Origin of the sequence: Nitrosospira briensis, from assembly GCF_900115125.1 — a bacterium.
Lineage (GTDB): Bacteria > Pseudomonadota > Gammaproteobacteria > Burkholderiales > Nitrosomonadaceae > Nitrosospira > Nitrosospira briensis_A.
Window position 1 is genome coordinate 87,611 of sequence record NZ_FOVJ01000004.1, and the last position, 15,069, is coordinate 102,679.

Annotated in this window: 12 protein-coding genes and 1 riboswitch; of the genes, 7 read left to right on the forward strand and 5 right to left on the reverse strand. The window is 53.4% G+C overall.

Annotated features, from left to right (window positions below):
- Positions 1 to 14 precede the first annotated feature (14 nt).
- The 4 genes from BMZ14_RS10040 (at position 15) to BMZ14_RS10055 (ending at position 5,181) form a co-directional block, all read left to right on the forward strand.
- Entirely contained in the window at positions 15 to 449 is a 435-nt protein-coding gene (locus tag BMZ14_RS10040; protein ID WP_074797147.1) for a response regulator, read from the forward strand.
- Positions 449 to 3,529, forward strand: coding sequence for an EAL domain-containing protein (locus tag BMZ14_RS10045; RefSeq protein ID WP_074797150.1), 3,081 nt, complete (start codon positions 449 to 451; stop codon positions 3,527 to 3,529). Before BMZ14_RS10040 ends, BMZ14_RS10045 begins: the two co-directional genes overlap by 1 nt.
- Positions 3,530 to 3,876: 347 nt before the next feature.
- Positions 3,877 to 4,707 (forward strand): D-alanyl-D-alanine endopeptidase, encoded by an 831-nt coding sequence (gene pbpG, locus BMZ14_RS10050; protein ID WP_074797152.1) that lies wholly within the window; start codon positions 3,877 to 3,879, stop codon positions 4,705 to 4,707.
- A 159-nt stretch (positions 4,708 to 4,866) separates the two neighbouring features.
- Positions 4,867 to 5,181: a LapA family protein gene (locus BMZ14_RS10055; protein ID WP_074797154.1), complete on the forward strand. Its 315-nt coding sequence runs from the start codon at positions 4,867 to 4,869 to the stop codon at positions 5,179 to 5,181.
- A 37-nt stretch (positions 5,182 to 5,218) separates the two neighbouring features.
- On the opposite strand, the gene BMZ14_RS10060 is transcribed toward BMZ14_RS10055, so the two are convergent.
- The 3 genes from BMZ14_RS10060 to glnA all read right to left on the reverse strand — a co-directional run bounded on the left by BMZ14_RS10060 (position 5,219) and on the right by glnA (position 8,843).
- Positions 5,219 to 6,475: a putative Na+/H+ antiporter gene (locus tag BMZ14_RS10060; RefSeq protein WP_074797156.1), complete on the reverse strand. Its 1,257-nt coding sequence runs from the start codon at positions 6,473 to 6,475 to the stop codon at positions 5,219 to 5,221.
- 218 nt (positions 6,476 to 6,693) lie between these two features.
- Positions 6,694 to 7,320, reverse strand: a complete 627-nt coding sequence (locus tag BMZ14_RS10065) for a tetratricopeptide repeat protein (RefSeq protein ID WP_371265723.1) — start codon at positions 7,318 to 7,320, stop codon at positions 6,694 to 6,696.
- Between the two features lie 113 nt (positions 7,321 to 7,433).
- Entirely contained in the window at positions 7,434 to 8,843 is a 1,410-nt protein-coding gene (gene glnA / locus BMZ14_RS10070) for a type I glutamate--ammonia ligase (RefSeq protein ID WP_074797300.1), read from the reverse strand.
- A gap of 239 nt (positions 8,844 to 9,082) precedes the next feature.
- On the opposite strand from glnA, the gene BMZ14_RS10075 reads away from it, so the two are divergent.
- The gene (locus BMZ14_RS10075; RefSeq protein WP_074797159.1) at positions 9,083 to 9,535 is read left to right on the forward strand and encodes a rhodanese-like domain-containing protein; all 453 of its coding nucleotides are present in this window, start codon (positions 9,083 to 9,085) and stop codon (positions 9,533 to 9,535) included.
- A gap of 32 nt (positions 9,536 to 9,567) precedes the next feature.
- Here the strand turns inward: BMZ14_RS10075 and BMZ14_RS10080 are convergent, their stop codons facing one another.
- The gene (locus BMZ14_RS10080) at positions 9,568 to 10,395 is read right to left on the reverse strand and encodes an undecaprenyl-diphosphate phosphatase (protein WP_074797161.1); all 828 of its coding nucleotides are present in this window, start codon (positions 10,393 to 10,395) and stop codon (positions 9,568 to 9,570) included.
- 288 nt (positions 10,396 to 10,683) lie between these two features.
- On the reverse strand, positions 10,684 to 12,591 hold the full coding sequence (gene thiC, locus BMZ14_RS10085) for a phosphomethylpyrimidine synthase ThiC (RefSeq protein ID WP_074797302.1): 1,908 nt from the start codon (positions 12,589 to 12,591) through the stop codon (positions 10,684 to 10,686).
- 32 nt (positions 12,592 to 12,623) lie between these two features.
- Positions 12,624 to 12,728: riboswitch (TPP riboswitch) on the reverse strand.
- 70 nt (positions 12,729 to 12,798) lie between these two features.
- On the opposite strand from thiC, the gene BMZ14_RS10090 reads away from it, so the two are divergent.
- Together BMZ14_RS10090 and BMZ14_RS10095 are read left to right on the forward strand one after the other, a co-directional pair.
- The gene (locus BMZ14_RS10090) at positions 12,799 to 13,464 is read left to right on the forward strand and encodes a protein-L-isoaspartate O-methyltransferase family protein (protein WP_074797163.1); all 666 of its coding nucleotides are present in this window, start codon (positions 12,799 to 12,801) and stop codon (positions 13,462 to 13,464) included.
- Between the two features lie 109 nt (positions 13,465 to 13,573).
- Entirely contained in the window at positions 13,574 to 14,926 is a 1,353-nt protein-coding gene (locus tag BMZ14_RS10095) for a TolC family outer membrane protein (protein ID WP_074797304.1), read from the forward strand.
- The last annotated feature ends 143 nt before the right edge of the window (positions 14,927 to 15,069 follow it).

Consider the following 15,069-nt stretch of genomic DNA (forward strand, 5'->3'; position numbering starts at 1 on the left):
CGGCGGCGCCTGCCATGAATACTGCGTTGCCGATCTTGCTTATTGAAGACAATCCGATGGATGTGGATCTCACACGCCGTGCGTTTATACGGCACAACCTGGCCTACCCGCTTGAAGTATTGCGCGACGGACAGGAAGCGCTCGATTTCATTGCCGGGCGGCGAGCAGGAGAACCTGTACCCTCGGTGATACTTCTCGATCTGAAGCTCCCGAAAGTCAGTGGGCTCGACGTCCTGCGGGCTATTCGGGCCCACCCCGATCTCGGGACTGTCCCGGTAGTGGTTCTGACCTCTTCCGCCGATGATGGCGACGTTCACCAGGCCTACAAGCTGGGAGCGAATTCTTATATCTTGAAGTCAGTGGATTTTGAGAAATTTATTGATGTGGCCCGGCAAATTGAGCTTTATTGGACTGTTCTCAATACGCCCGGCTTTTCGAAGCGCGTTTAATGAAAGTACTTTACCTGGAAGATAACGCGCTGGATGCCGATCTGGTGCGGATCGAGATGGAGAAACGCGCACCGGATATTCAGCTGGATGTCGTCGGCACATTGACTGAAGCACTGGCCAGAGTGGATCGGTACCATGAGATTTATGGAACCAGCCTGGAAACGCCGGCAATCGGGCAGGTTGGTTTGGAGATCCCTCGGTACGACCTCGTCCTGACCGACCTCAATCTTCCGGACGGGAGTGGCGAGACTTTGCTGGCACTGGTTCGCGGCCGGCATTTGCCGCTTCCGGTGGTAATTCTTACCGGATCGAGTTGCGAGGATATGGTATTGGCGCTACTTCGCGCGGGCGCCGACGATTACGTCATCAAGCGGGACGGTTTTCTGGAAACGCTGGCTCTCGTGCTGCGCGCAGCTCTCGATAAATTCCACACGGAAACCTACCGCCGCGCCGCTTCGCTCAGAATTCTCTACGTCGAGCCCAATGCGGACGACATCGACCTGACGAAGCAGGCGCTGGCTTCTATCGCTCCACATCTTAAAATTGAATCGCTTCGGTCAGCCGAGCAGGTTTTCCACGGATTTGCAATGCGCGAGGCAAAGGACGCCTTTGATGTCCTTCTTCTGGATTATCGTTTGCCGGGCGTTCCGGCCACAGATATCCTGAAGGAACTTTGCCAGGTTCGCGGGCTTGATCTGCCAATCATTCTTGTTGCCGGACAGGATGATGAAGAAATAGCACGGCAGTCTCTCAAACTGGGGGCCGCCGATTATGTAGTAAAAAGTGCCGGCTACTTGCAGCGCTTGCCCACTGTCATTGAAAATGTCTGGCTGCGCGCCGAGTCAGCCCGTAGAGAGCGAACCTTGCTGGAGGAAAGGACGCGCCTTTCTCTCGCTACCGAAGCAGCCGCGATAGGCATCTGGGAGTGGAACACCGCTACCAATGAAGTTATCTGGGATGATCGCATGTATGAGATTTATGGTGCGCCACGTGGCAGCACCATTACTTATGAGGTCTGGAAATCCTACACTCATCCCGATGATCTGCCTGAGCAGGAAGCCCAATTGGAAAAAATCACCGCGGAGGATGGGCGCAAACAGCTGGATTTCCGTATCCTGCGCGGACCCGGATGCGTGCGTCATCTTCATATCGCGAAAGCGGTGAAGTGGGGCCAGAACGGGAGCGAACTGCGAATAGTTGGTACGGCGATCGATATTACCAAGCGCAAAGAGACAGAACTGGCAATTCAGGAGCACGCCATGCAGCAGAGCCTTATTGCCGCGTTCGGGCAAAAGGCGCTTGCCAGCGCAGATCTTGACGAGTTGTGGGACGAAGTGGCGGGGGTTGCGTCCCATGGCCTCAACGTTGATTTCTGCAAAGTCCTGCAGCTTGCACCGGATTTGCGTTCCTTTATACTCAAGGCAGGATCAGGTTGGCAGAAGGGCTGGATCGGCCGCCAGACATCATTCACCTATGAGAACAGCCAGAACCGATTTGTTCTCGCGAGCCACCAGCCTGTAATCGTCAACGATTTCCGCTGGGAGACGCGCTTCAAGCCATCGAGTATCCTGAGAAGTCACGGAATTCGCAGTAGCGCCAATGTGCTTATTTCGGGAGCGGGCGGCGCGTATGGCATATTGGGTGCGTATTCCCGCGATGCGAAGCGCTTCACGTCAGGCAGCATCAATTTCCTGCAGAGTCTCGCCAATATCCTTGCGACTGCAATTGATCGCAAAACGACGGAAGAACGCCTCACTTATCTGGCCCAGTTCGATCCCCTGACCGAGTTGCCCAACCGCAGCCTTTTTCTTGATCGTCTAAGGCAAGCAATGGAGCAAGCGCAGCGCAGCCGGGGACGAGTCGGCGTTGTGTTTGCGGATCTGGACCGATTCAAGATCGTCAACGATACGATGGGCCACAGCACTGGCGACAAGTTATTGGTTCTGGTTGCGCAACGGTTGCAACAGTGCGTGCGTTCAGGCGATACAGTGGCGAGGCTTGGCGGGGATGAATTCGCATTCATTCTTTCCAATCTTGCTCGGGCAGAGGATGCGACGATAGTAGCCGAGAAGGTGATCGCTGCCCTTTCGCTGCTGTTCGAGCTGGATGGCCAGGAAATCTATACTTCCGTAAGCCTTGGGATCAGTATCTACCCGGGGGATGGAACGGATGCGGATAGCCTGCTCAGGAATGCCGATACGGCGATGTTTCAGGCTAAGGAGCAAGGCCGCGCCATTTATCAGTTCTACCTGCCGCAAATGAACGAGCGCGCGGTGGCTCGCCTGAAGATTGAAACGCAACTCCGTGGCGCGCTGGCACGGCGTGAATTCGTGCTTCACTACCAGCCAAAGGCGAGTTTGACGAGTGGGGAAATCACAGGGTTCGAGGCGCTCCTTCGCTGGCAGCATCCGGCACATGGGCTCGTGCCGCCGCTCAAATTCATCTCGGTTCTTGAGGACACAGGTTTGATCGTGTCGGTCGGCGAATGGGTGGTACGGACAGTCTGTGATCAACTTAACAAATGGCAGAGCCAGGGCCTCGTCCTGCATCCAGTTTCGGTCAATCTGTCTGCACGCCAGTTTCAGCAGCAAGACCTTGATTCGGTTATTGGCAAGACCCTGGAAATGACCGCCATTGATCCCCATTTCCTGGAGTTTGAGCTGACTGAATCAGTATTGATGAAAGAGGCCGAGGCGGCAGCCAACGCGCTTCAGAATCTGAAGGCGTTCGGTGTGAAAATATCAATGGATGACTTCGGCACTGGTTATTCGAGTCTCGCCTACCTCAAGCGGTTTCCGCTCGACACACTAAAGATAGACCGCGCATTCATACGGGATGTGACTACCGATCTGGATGATGCGGCGATCGCGGTGGCAATGATAAAGCTTGCACACAGTTTGGGACTGAAAGTAGTGGCGGAGGGAGTCGAAACGAGGGCGCAACTGGATTTTCTGATAGAAAACGGCTGCGACGAGATGCAAGGCTACTATTTCTCCCAGCCGTTACCTCTGGAGAGGGCGTCACAGGCGCTTATTCAGGGCTACCGGCTGCCGATGGGCATTCAGACGATGAATGATTGATGAACACTGATGTATTGCCTGCTGTATCCACCTCTCCCACCTCCGCTTTCACCTCTCCCACCTCCGCTGCTCACCGGGCAGCCAACTCAGCAAACTCGACCAACTCCTCTGTTATCCTCGTTGCATCCTTGTTGGTAAAGCTACCTGCGGCACTCGCGGTAATTCGCGTGTTTCGCCCAGCATGAACGCCCCGTTGCCAAAGAATGCATTGCGTACTCGAAAATAAGCATATTTTCTTTTGCAATTGCTACAAAGCTCTTTCCCTGCCTCATGATATTTGTTACTTTAACTACCGCAATTTCCCAGTCCGCGGGGGGGCGGACGAATTTCCCGACAGCTAATGAAAAATGAAAAAAATTTTCCTGATGATTTGCGTAATGTTTGCGTTTACCGGCGGAGCTTTCGCACAAAAAGGGGGATTGAGCCTTAAATCACATTCCGCGCTGGTCATGGATGCACAGCGCGGGCACGTTCTTTTTCACAAGAACGCAGACAACGTGATGCCGATCGCTTCCATTACGAAACTCATGACCGCGATAGTTGTGCTTGATGCCCAATTGCCGCTGGATGAGGAAATCGTCATAGAAGCCGCCGACGTTGATGTGATCAAGAATACTCGCTCCCGGTTGCGGGTCGGGGGAAGTCTCACGCGCCAGGAAATGCTGCGGCTGGCGTTGATGTCTTCCGAAAATCGTGCTGCTGCGGCGCTCGGGCGCTCATATCCGGGAGGCACCAATGCATTCGTGGCAGCCATGAACCGCAAGGCATTCGAGCTTGGCATGGACAACAGCTACTTCGTTGATCCTACCGGACTAAATAGCGCCAATGTTTCCACGGCGCGCGATCTGGTAAAAATGGTCAATGCCGCCTATGATTACGATGTCATTCGTGAATTTTCCACTACCGCTGCGCATGAGGTGATGTTTACCGATGGTGATCGAAGCGTGCAGTTCGTCAATACCAACAATCTGGTGCGTAGCAGCAACTGGGATATCGGGGTATCAAAAACAGGGTTTCTCAGCGAGGCTGGACGTTGCCTGGTCATGCAGGCCAATATAACAGGCAAGCAAATCATCATTGTATTGCTGGATTCGTGGGGGAAGAATTCTCGTCTCGGTGACGCTAACCGTGTCAAGAAATGGATGGAGATCGGTTTTGCCCGCAAAGTTCGCGGCTGATACTTTTCGAAACCGGGCGTCTACACCGAGTCCCGGTTTCTATCACCTGCAGGTATTCAGGATTGCTTTCGTTTTCGTGGCGCCTGACTTAATTTTTTTTCCAGGCTAGGACTAGCCTCGTGCCAATGGGAAACGGCAAGCGGCGGGAGAAGAGTTGTCATGCAATTACAATTAATTGCCGCACTCATCATCGTTTTCCTGATTGTCACGTTCGCGGTTCAGAATGCCGTCTCGGTAAGCGTCATATTTTTTCTTTGGCGCGTCGATGCTTCACTCGCCACGGTGATCGCCGCATGCTTTACGCTTGGCACGCTCATCGGCGCGCTGGTGACGGTTCCAACGATGCTGCGTGAGCGAATTTCGATAAGCCGTCTGCGCAAACAAGTGGAAATGCTGCACGCCGAGAACGAGGATTTGCGGGCCTTGAAGAAGGATGATGTACCTGCTGTGCCTCATGATATTGAGGCATATTGAAAATATGCGGCTCGATTTCCATATATCCGCATTATTTTTAGAGCAGCCGGAATGCAAGAATGGCGATGACCGTGGGCGGAAGGGCTGCGGCGAGTAGACCCAAAGGATGGATGGCTTCATCCTCGAACGAACCCTTGAGTATGGAAAAACCTGCCGGGTTTGGCGCATTGGCGATGACCGTCAAGCCCCCGCCGGCAACCGCGCCGGCAACAAGAGAATACCGGAACTCCGCGCTGGTTCCTTCCAGCAGGGAACCAAGATAAGTCAGCGCCGCATTGTCCGTGATCGCGGTCAACAGGGTTGCGCTGAAAAAAAGCACAGTGTTGTCCATATCCGCCAGCAGGGGCTGCAACCACCACTTCTGTTGTCCACCCAGAACAACCAGGCCGGCGAGAAAAAAGGCGACCAGCAGCCCTTCCCGCAGAATCAACGGGTCCTGGTAGCGTTCGTATGCGTGGGTAAATCCGAGGAAGAACAGCAGCAGGCCCATGAAAACGACAGGGTGATGCGCAAACACTACCACGCCTACAAGAAACACCACGTGCACGAGTATTACGAGTAGCGGAACCTCGTTGTTAGCTGAGGGCTTTGCCTTCTTCAGGCTCGACAATTCACGCTGAAACAGGATAGTGGCGCCAAGAGCGTTCACCGCTACTCCAATCGCGGCCTTCCAGCCAAACGTGGTAAACATGAAAACCGTATCCCATCCCCACTTGCTGGCTACCATGAGAACCGGGGGTGCGGCAAAGGAGGTCATTGTTCCGCCGATTGAAATGTTGACGAACAAAACTCCAAGAGTGACGTATTTAAGCCGGGTGGAAATTCCCCTGCTGTAGTACCGCTCAAGCAGAATCAGCCCGGCCAGCGTCATGGCTGCGGGCTCGGTGATAAACGAGCCCAGCAAAGGGACAAATGATAGTGTGATGAAGTAAAACGCCTTACCCTCGGGCCAGGGAATGAGCCCGGCAAGCTTGTTCACACAAAGCATGGCGAATTGCAGGATCGGGCGGCTGCCGGAGATTACCATGACTGCGAATACGAACATGGGTTCGATAAAACTCTGCTGATCGAGATAGGCTATGGCTGGTTGCTTGCCTTCCGTGACCAGCATCATGACGACAAGAATCATCGCCCAGAACCCGAAAACAACCTCGACCTCGCCCAGAAAATGCCAGATGCCGGCATGCGCCGGGTAGGTATGCGCCAGTTGTTGAAAATATTTTGTTGCGAAAGTGTGTATCAGCGCAATGCCAAACAGGATTGCGCCAATAATCTCAATAGGGGCGGGATTCATTTGTGTGCCACGGACGGGTTTTCTGATTATTGCTACCGGGGACCAATGTTCAATGTCTTCACGTCCCGTGAATCCGCAGATGACATAGTGACGAGCTGTCTACGCCGTCAATTTTCATTAAGGGCGGAGCCGGTTGGCGCAGGTAACCCGCTCTTGGCGCTACGCGCGGTCAACGCGTTTCGCTCTTTAATCGCAACGAATCGGAAACCGGGTGTGTTTTATTTCATTGCATCGAGATTGGCTTGTGCATCAGCATTACCCTGCGCGGCGGCCTTCTTGAACCATTCTTTAGCTTTGGCCTCATCCCTGGGAACGCCTTCGCCGGCGTAATACATCACCCCCAGATTGTTTTGTGCATCGACATTGCCCTGCTCTGCGGCTTTTTGAAATAACTCCACAGCTTTGGCCGGGTCTTTGGCGACACCCTCACCATTTGCATACATGAGCCCGAGATTGAATTGCGCATCGGCATATCCCTGCGCCGCCGATCGATGAAACCAGGCGGCAGCTGTAACCGGATCATTAGTCAGGATTTTGCCTGAAGAGTCCTTGGATATGGCTTCGCCGGTGTAGAACATGACACCGAGACCATTTTGTGCTTTGGCGTCTCCCGCCTCTGCATCCTTTCTTAATTGCACGAATTTTTCTTCCGGTGTTGCTTCATTCCCCGGCCCGGCCGGCATGATTTCCTGTAATAACGCCGACTTTTCTTCTGGCGTCAATTCATTTTCCAAAATCGATGGAATTTCCTTTTCCGACGTAAACTCATCCGGCAGCTTCGCCGGCGTCCCCGGCTTGGAGGTATTTCCCGGATCTTTCTCACCGCAGCCGGCAAGCATGAGCATGGGGATTGCAGCGAGCAATACCACAATAAGAATTTTCATGGAGTATTATTCTGTCATGTTTTTTTTTAACCTGCCTCAGCAGTATGGCTGGATGGCAAAACGATACCTTCGCCTTACAGGCTGTAATACATATCGAACTCGATCGGGTGGGTAGTCATGCGAAAACGTGTAACTTCCTCCATCTTCAGTTCGATGTAGCCGTCGATCATATCATTCGAAAACACGCCGCCACGCGTAAGAAAATTGCGGTCCTTATCCAGGCTATCGAGCGCTTCATCCAGCGAAGCGCAGGGGTTGGGAATTTTCCCCGCCTCTTCAGGAGGAAGATCATAAAGATTCTTGTCCATGGGATCGCCCGGATGAATCTTGTTCTGGATACCGTCCAGGCCAGCCATCAGCAATGCTGTAAACGCGAGATAGGGGTTGGCGGTGGGGTCGGGAAAGCGAACTTCAATGCGCCGTCCCTTGGGGCTGTTGGCGTAGGGGATACGTACTGCAGCGGACCGATTGCTGACCGAGTAGGCAAGATTGACTGGCGCTTCAAAACCTGGAACGAGTCGCTTGTAGGAATTGGTGCCCGGATTGGTAATCGCGTTCAGGGCCTTGGCGTGTTTGATAACACCACCGATATAATACAGCGCCATTTCCGAAAGTCCGGCATAACCGCTTCCCGAAAATAGATTCTGACCTCCTTTCCAGATCGATTGGTGCACATGCATTCCGGAACCATTGTCGCCGACTATGGGTTTCGGCATGAAAGTCGCTGTTTTTCCATAAGAGTGGGCAATGTTGTGCACTACATATTTGAATGCCTGGGTCCAATCGGCGCGCTTCACCAGGCTGCTGTATTTGGTGCCTATTTCACACTGCCCGGCAGTGGCCACTTCGTGGTGATGCACTTCAACTTCAATACCCATTTCCTCCAGCGCAAGGCACATCGCGGACCGGATGTCATGCAGGGAATCGATCGGGGGAACGGGGAAATAGCCGCCTTTAATGCCGGGACGGTGCCCGGTATTTCCGCCCTCGTATTTCTCGGCAGAGCTCCAGGCTGCTTCCTGGGATTCGATCTTTACTGAACAACCGGACATGTCAGCATGCCATGTTACGGAGTCAAAAATGAAGAATTCGGGCTCGGGACCGAAATACGCAGTGTCGCCAATGCCAGTTGACTTCAGGTAAGCCTCGCCGCGTTTCGCCAGCGAGCGGGGATCCCGGTCGTAGCCCTTGCCATCGGAGGGTTCCACTACATCGCACGTCATGAACAGCGTCGCCTCATCCATGAATGGGTCCATCTTGGCCGTGTCATGGTCAGGTATCAGCAACATGTCGGACGCATGAATACCTTTCCAGCCCGCAATGGAAGAACCATCGAATGCGTGCCCGTCTTCAAGCTTGTCCGCATCCACGGCGTGGGCGGGAAGTGTCACGTGTTGCTCCTTGCCCCGGGTATCGGTAAATCGTAGATCAACGAACCTGACTTCGTTGTCCTGAATCATTTTCAGAACATCGGCTACCGCCATTTTTCTCTCCAAACCGGAATTGCAGTCATGCGAAAGTACCTTATAAAAGGGTGATGCAAAGCGTAACATTATATCAGCAGGAGCGTTTCCATTTCTTCAACAACAGAATACCCGCGCAAGAATCTGAAAGAGCCAGGCTAAAGCATTAGCTGTTCCGCCCTCCGCACAAAGGTTTTTACTCGAACACCAGCCTGAAAATGGATTACCATTAGGTTTCAATTGTTACTGTGGGAAACCATATGGAAACTATCACTGCAATACTTGAAAGGGCGCAACAACGCGCTGAGGAAATGGATTTGCCATACCAGGGCGCGTTGCTTCCCAATGAAGCGCTTGCGCTGTTGCAGGAAGCGCCCGAGGCGAAGTTGGTGGATGTGCGTTCCCGGGCTGAATGGGACTGGGTGGGAAGAATTCCGGGCGCGGTCGAAATCGAATGGCAGTCCTATCCCGGCATGCGTCCCAATCCGGATTTTGTCAACTATCTTTCCAGCCAGGTGGACAAGGAATCGCTGGTGATGTTCATCTGCCGTAGTGGAGGACGTTCACATCAGGCTGCGGCTACCGCCAGCGAATTAGGCTATACGAACTGCTATAACATCCTGGAAGGTTTTGAAGGCGAGAAAGATGCCACCGGTCACCGCGGGACCGAAGGGGGATGGAAAGCGGCAGGTTTGCCCTGGGTTCAGAAATGACCTCAAGGGAATGAAGAGCAATCGCGTGGGACTCAGGTTGCTGCCGACCACTCGACCAGGCCGGAATAGGCTGTAATAAGCACGACAATCCCGAACGCAATGCGATACCATGCAAATACCGTGAAATCATGGTGGCTGATAAAACGCAATAATCCGCGCACCGCCAATAAGGCGCTGACGAACGAGGCCACGAAGCCGATAACAAATACTCCCATATCGTCGAAATGAAGGATATCGAGATTTTTGTAAATGTCGTAAAAGGTGGCGGCAAACATGATCGGGATGGCCAGAAAAAACGAAAACTCTGTCGCCGCTTTACGGGATAAGCCAAAAAAAAGGCCGCCGATAATGGTTGCGCCGGAGCGTGAAGTGCCGGGTATGAGCGCCAGGCACTGCATCAAACCCACCTTCAACGCATGTCTCCAGTCCATGTCCTCCACCCGCTCGACATCCACCACGTGTTTTCTGCGTTCCGCCCACAGGATCAGGATACCGCCAATGATGAACGCCAATGCCACTGGCACGGGGTGAAACAGATATTGCTTGATGGTCTTGATGAACAATAGACCCAGAATTGCAGCGGGAAGAAAAGCAATGAACAGGTTCAACACAAAGCGGTTCGCATCCTGGCGGGAACCGACATCCCGGACAACGGTTCCGATCTTGACGCGATATTCCCAGCAAACCGCCAAAATGGCTCCCAATTGAATGACGATCGCGAAGACCTTGCCTTTCTCGTCATTGAAGTCGAGCAAATCGCTCGCCAGGATCAAGTGACCGGTAGAGGAGATAGGAAGAAATTCGGTCAGACCCTCGACAATGCCGAGGATCAGGGCCTTAAAGAGCAGAACCAGGTCCATGCGTGCTATCCGGCAAAAAGCATTTTGCGCCGGATAAACACGTGGGAGCTTGAGGGAGTCGAGGTATTACCAGGCAATGGGTTGTCCAGTGGCAGGGATACAGGGTCGGGCTGGTTATTTTTCAGACATTATCGCACCGAACTGCGCTTCAGGCTCGAGAATAGTTCTGATTAGCCTGCCGTTTACCATCTTTTTGCTTTGACAGCTGCCAGCGAGCACCAGTCGGGCAGCATGGCTGGCGCCGCGCGAAGCCCAGGAAGGGCTCCGCATGTCGAGGCTGTTGTCCGGTTACATCTTGCTATAAATTTCCGCTCCTTTTGCCACAAACTCGGTGGCTTTTTCTTCCATACCCCTTTTCAATGCATCGTCTTCGCTAACGCCTTGGCTCGCGGCGAAGTCCCGCACATCCTGGGTTATTTTCATGGAGCAGAAATGGGGGCCGCACATGGAACAGAAATGTGCGAGTTTGGCACCCTCCTGGGGCAAGGTTTCATCATGAAATTGTTTCGCTTTATCCGGATCCAGGCCAAGATTGAACTGATCGTCCCAGCGAAACTCGAAACGGGCTTTCGAAAGCGCATTATCACGAATTTGCGCGCCGGGGTGACCTTTTGCAAGGTCTGCTGCGTGAGCGGCGATTTTGTACGTAATGATGCCGTCTTTTACGTCATCCTTGTCGGGCAGGCCAAGGTGTTCCTTGGGCGTGACGTAGCACAGCATTGCCGTACCATACCAACCTATCATGGCCGCGCCGATAGCGGAGGTAATATGGTCGTAGCCGGGTGCGATATCGGTCGTGAGAGGGCCTAGCGTATAGAAAGGCGCTTCAGCACAATATTTCAGCTGCATATCCATGTTCTCCTTGATGAGATGCATCGGAACATGGCCGGGACCTTCGATCATTACCTGCACGTCATGCTTCCATGCGATCTGGGTCAGTTCGCCGAGGGTTTCCAGTTCGGCGAACTGGGCCTCATCATTGGCATCCTGTATGGAACCGGGACGCAGACCGTCGCCAAGAGAGAAGCTTACATCGTAAGCTTTCATGATTTCGCAGATTTCCTCGAAGCGAGTGTACAGAAAGCTCTCCTTGTGATGCGCCAGACACCACTTGGCCATGATCGATCCGCCGCGCGAGACAATGCCGGTCAAACGCTTCGCTGTCATTGGGACATAAGCGAGCCGCACACCCGCATGGATTGTAAAGTAATCCACACCTTGCTCAGCCTGCTCGATCAGCGTGTCACGAAAGATTTCCCAGGTGAGGTCTTCCGCCTTGCCATTTACCTTCTCGAGCGCCTGATAAATAGGTACTGTGCCGATTGGAACGGGACTATTCCGGATTATCCACTCACGGGTCTCATGAATGTTTTTGCCGGTTGAAAGATCCATTACCGTATCACCGCCCCAGCGGATGGCCCAGGTCATCTTCTCGACTTCTTCCTGAATGCTGGAACCCAGCGCCGAATTGCCGATATTCGCATTGATCTTTACCAGGAAATTGCGCCCGATGATCATCGGTTCGGATTCCGGATGATTGATGTTGGCGGGAATAATGGCGCGGCCTCTAGCCACTTCGTCGCGTACGAATTCAGGCGTGACATGCCCGGGCAGAAATGCCCCGAAATCCTGTCCGGGATGCTGGCGCGTGAGCAACTCCCGGTGTTGCTTGCTCATGTGTTCGCAACGCTGGTTTTCGCGTACGGCGACGAATTCCATTTCAGGCGTGATGATGCCGCGGCGGGCATAGTGCATTTGCGTTACGTTTGCCCCCGCTCTGCCACAGCGGGGCTGCCGTTTCAGATCGAAGCGCATTTCGGCGAGCTTGGGATCAGCCAAGCGTTGCTTGCCATAAGCGGAAGCAGGGGCGGAAAGAATTTCCGAGTCCCCGCGCTCGTCTATCCACTTTTGGCGTAACGGCGCCAGGCCGGAGCGGATGTCTATTTTTGCCGCAGGGTCGGTATAAGGTCCGGAGGTGTCATAAACATAAATCGGGGGATTCACTTCCGCACCCATGCTGGCAGCGGTATCGGATTGGCTGATTTCCCGCATGGGCACGCGAATATCCGGCCGGGAACCCTGCACATAAACTTTTTGGGATTGCGGCAAAGGCTGGACCGCGCCTTCGTCGACATGGGCGGTCTTGCTTGAAAATGGCAACGGAAATTGCGCTGCGTTCGAAACTGTTGCATTCATAATACGCTCCTTAAGTGCCATAAAGGAGCGGGATAACTAGTTCCCAGCTTCCCTACGGCGGCATTATCCGTGTCAGGTATTAAGGGACTATCTCACCGGTTGCCGGACGATTCCGGAACGGACCCCTAGCTGCTGCTGTGAAGCTAACGGAAATGTGGAATAATTGCAAGTTTGTTATGACATCTCATATAGGGTATAGGGCAGGACATGGATCTTGAACAAAGCCGATTTAACATGGTAGAGCAGCAGATTCGGACATGGGAAGTGCTGGATCAGGAAGTCCTCGAATTATTGTTCGAGGTGCGGCGCGAGGAATTTGTCCCTGCCGCTTACCGTTCACTTGCGTTTGTAGATATGGAAATCCCGTTGGGATATGGCGAAGTGATGCTTGCTCCCAAGCTGGAAGCACGCATTCTCCAGGAAGTGCAGGTAAAAAGTACCGACAGGATTCTGGAAGTGGGCAGCGGCAGCGGTTATTTGACGGCGCTGCTTTCCAGGCAAGGCGAACATGTATACAGCGTGGAAATCGTGCCGGAACTGAAAGCCATGGCGGAAAAAAATCTCAAGGCTCATGGTATCGCCAATGTAACGCTGGAAACGGGAGATGCGGCGCGGGGGTGGGCCCGGCACGGACCCTACGACGTAATCGTGCTGACGGGATCCACCCCGGTTTTACCGTCGGCGTTTCAAAGGAGCCTCAAAACCGGTGGACGCATGTTTGCTGTGGTGGGCGATGCGCCAGTCATGCAGGCGGTACTCCTGACTTGTGTGGCGCAGGAAGAAAAAGGGAGTGAATACAATACAGCGGGGCTATTTGAAACCTGCATTACCCCTTTGAAAAACGCCGAGCGGCCGGTGCGATTCACATTTTAATCTCCCATGCCAATCCTCCGATTGCAAGCTCGTCAGGCACCTATTGCTTGAGCTGTTTTCGATTGGCGGACGTTTTTTTTCGTCCAGGGATCAGAAATCTGGGATCAAAGTGAAAATTCCGCCATATATCCATGCGCTATTGGTTGCCGGTGCGATTTTGCATACCCCGCTTCATGCCGCCGACCTGATGGAAATCTATCGTGAGGCACTGGAACAGGACGCCCAGTACAGCGCGGCGCGCGCCGCGCACGAGGCGGCCCAGGAAAGACTCCCGCAGGGTCGAGCCGGGCTTCTTCCAACCGTCACGCTCGGGTTCGTTCGTCGCAGGCAATTTATCGATATCGAGAGTGTGGGGGGACTTCCGATAGGTGGCGTAGTCCGACCCTCGGAGGTGGTTATCGACAACCAGAGCTTGACTATCACAGGAACTCAACCCATTTATCGCAAGGAAAATTTTGCGATTTACGAACAGTCCAAGCTTGAGGTCGCGCAGGCGGACTCGCAGTTCATTATTGCGGCCCAGGATTTGATTTTGCGCGCGGCACAGGCGTATTTTGACATTCTTGCTGCTGAAGTGAATGTGGAGGTGGCAGAAGCTCAGAAAAAAGCAATCAGTCAGCAATTGGAACAGGCCAAGCGCAATTTTCAGGTGGGCACAGCGACTATTGTCGATACTTATGAGGCTCAGGCCCGCTTCGATTTGACCACTTCCCAGGAAATCGCCGCCAGAAACGATCTTGAAATAAGAAGACGCACGTTGCAGCAGATAATCGGGCGTGTACCCGATAATCTGGTTCGTCCAGACGAGCTGGCATCGGATCTGCTCCCTTTGAAGTATGCAAACATGCAGGACTGGATCAACGTGGCCGAGCAGAATAATCTCGCTCTTAAAGTCCAGCAGGCATTGTATGAAATTGCAAAACAGGACGTGGAACGAGCCAAGGCGGGACATTACCCGACGGTGGATCTGGTTGCGATTTATAGTGATCAGAAAGGCGTCGGGGGAACAATCACCGGCCGGCCAATTGATCTGACCTCAAAAGAAATAGGTGTTCAGGTCAGTTTTCCGCTGTTCCAGGGGTTTGCAGTACAATCACGCGTACGCGAAGCGTTGGCGACGCAGGAAAGGGTGTTTCAGGACATGAGCAATACGCGGCGCAACAGCGTGCTCCAGGTAAGCCAGCAGTATCTTAATGTTACGAACGGCATCGCTCAGGTGAAGGCGTTGAAGCAGGCGCTCGCGTCGAGCCAAAGCCAGGTGGATTCCACCAAGCTCGGACAGGAAGTGGGCGTCAGAACCGAAGTGGATGTATTGAATGCGCAGCAACTGTATTCTTCAGCGAGGCGGGACCTTGCCCAGGCGCGTTACAACTTTCTCATGTCAAGGTTGAGGTTGGAGGCGGAGGCGGGCGAGCTGGACGAGGATGACTTGCGCCAGATAAACGATATATTGATGAGATAGCCTGCTCTGGTTCGTTCCGTTCGGGTTCGAACGTTGCTCTTGCGAAGGAGCATGTTTTTGATACGGCACTTCTCCGGTACTTTTGCGATAAGTGGATTCTGGTGGATCTCGGATGAAGTTTCAAGCATTGGCTTTTTGTGCGC

Bases quoted from the DNA above. Each gene is read 5' to 3' on its own strand.
- BMZ14_RS10060 (WP_074797156.1), bottom strand. From the start codon at position 6,475: ATGAATCCCGCCCCTATTGAGATTATTGGCGCAATCCTGTTTGGCATT.
- BMZ14_RS10075 (WP_074797159.1), top strand. From the start codon at position 9,083: ATGGAAACTATCACTGCAATACTTGAAAGGGCGCAACAACGCGCTGAG.
- BMZ14_RS10090 (WP_074797163.1), top strand. From the start codon at position 12,799: ATGGATCTTGAACAAAGCCGATTTAACATGGTAGAGCAGCAGATTCGG.
- BMZ14_RS10045 (WP_074797150.1), top strand. From the start codon at position 449: ATGAAAGTACTTTACCTGGAAGATAACGCGCTGGATGCCGATCTGGTG.
- BMZ14_RS10055 (WP_074797154.1), top strand. From the start codon at position 4,867: ATGCAATTACAATTAATTGCCGCACTCATCATCGTTTTCCTGATTGTC.
- thiC (WP_074797302.1), bottom strand. From the start codon at position 12,591: ATGAATGCAACAGTTTCGAACGCAGCGCAATTTCCGTTGCCATTTTCA.
- pbpG (WP_074797152.1), top strand. From the start codon at position 3,877: ATGAAAAAAATTTTCCTGATGATTTGCGTAATGTTTGCGTTTACCGGC.
- BMZ14_RS10040 (WP_074797147.1), top strand. From the start codon at position 15: ATGAATACTGCGTTGCCGATCTTGCTTATTGAAGACAATCCGATGGAT.
- BMZ14_RS10065 (WP_371265723.1), bottom strand. From the start codon at position 7,320: ATGCTCATGCTTGCCGGCTGCGGTGAGAAAGATCCGGGAAATACCTCC.
- glnA (WP_074797300.1), bottom strand. From the start codon at position 8,843: ATGGCGGTAGCCGATGTTCTGAAAATGATTCAGGACAACGAAGTCAGG.
- BMZ14_RS10080 (WP_074797161.1), bottom strand. From the start codon at position 10,395: ATGGACCTGGTTCTGCTCTTTAAGGCCCTGATCCTCGGCATTGTCGAG.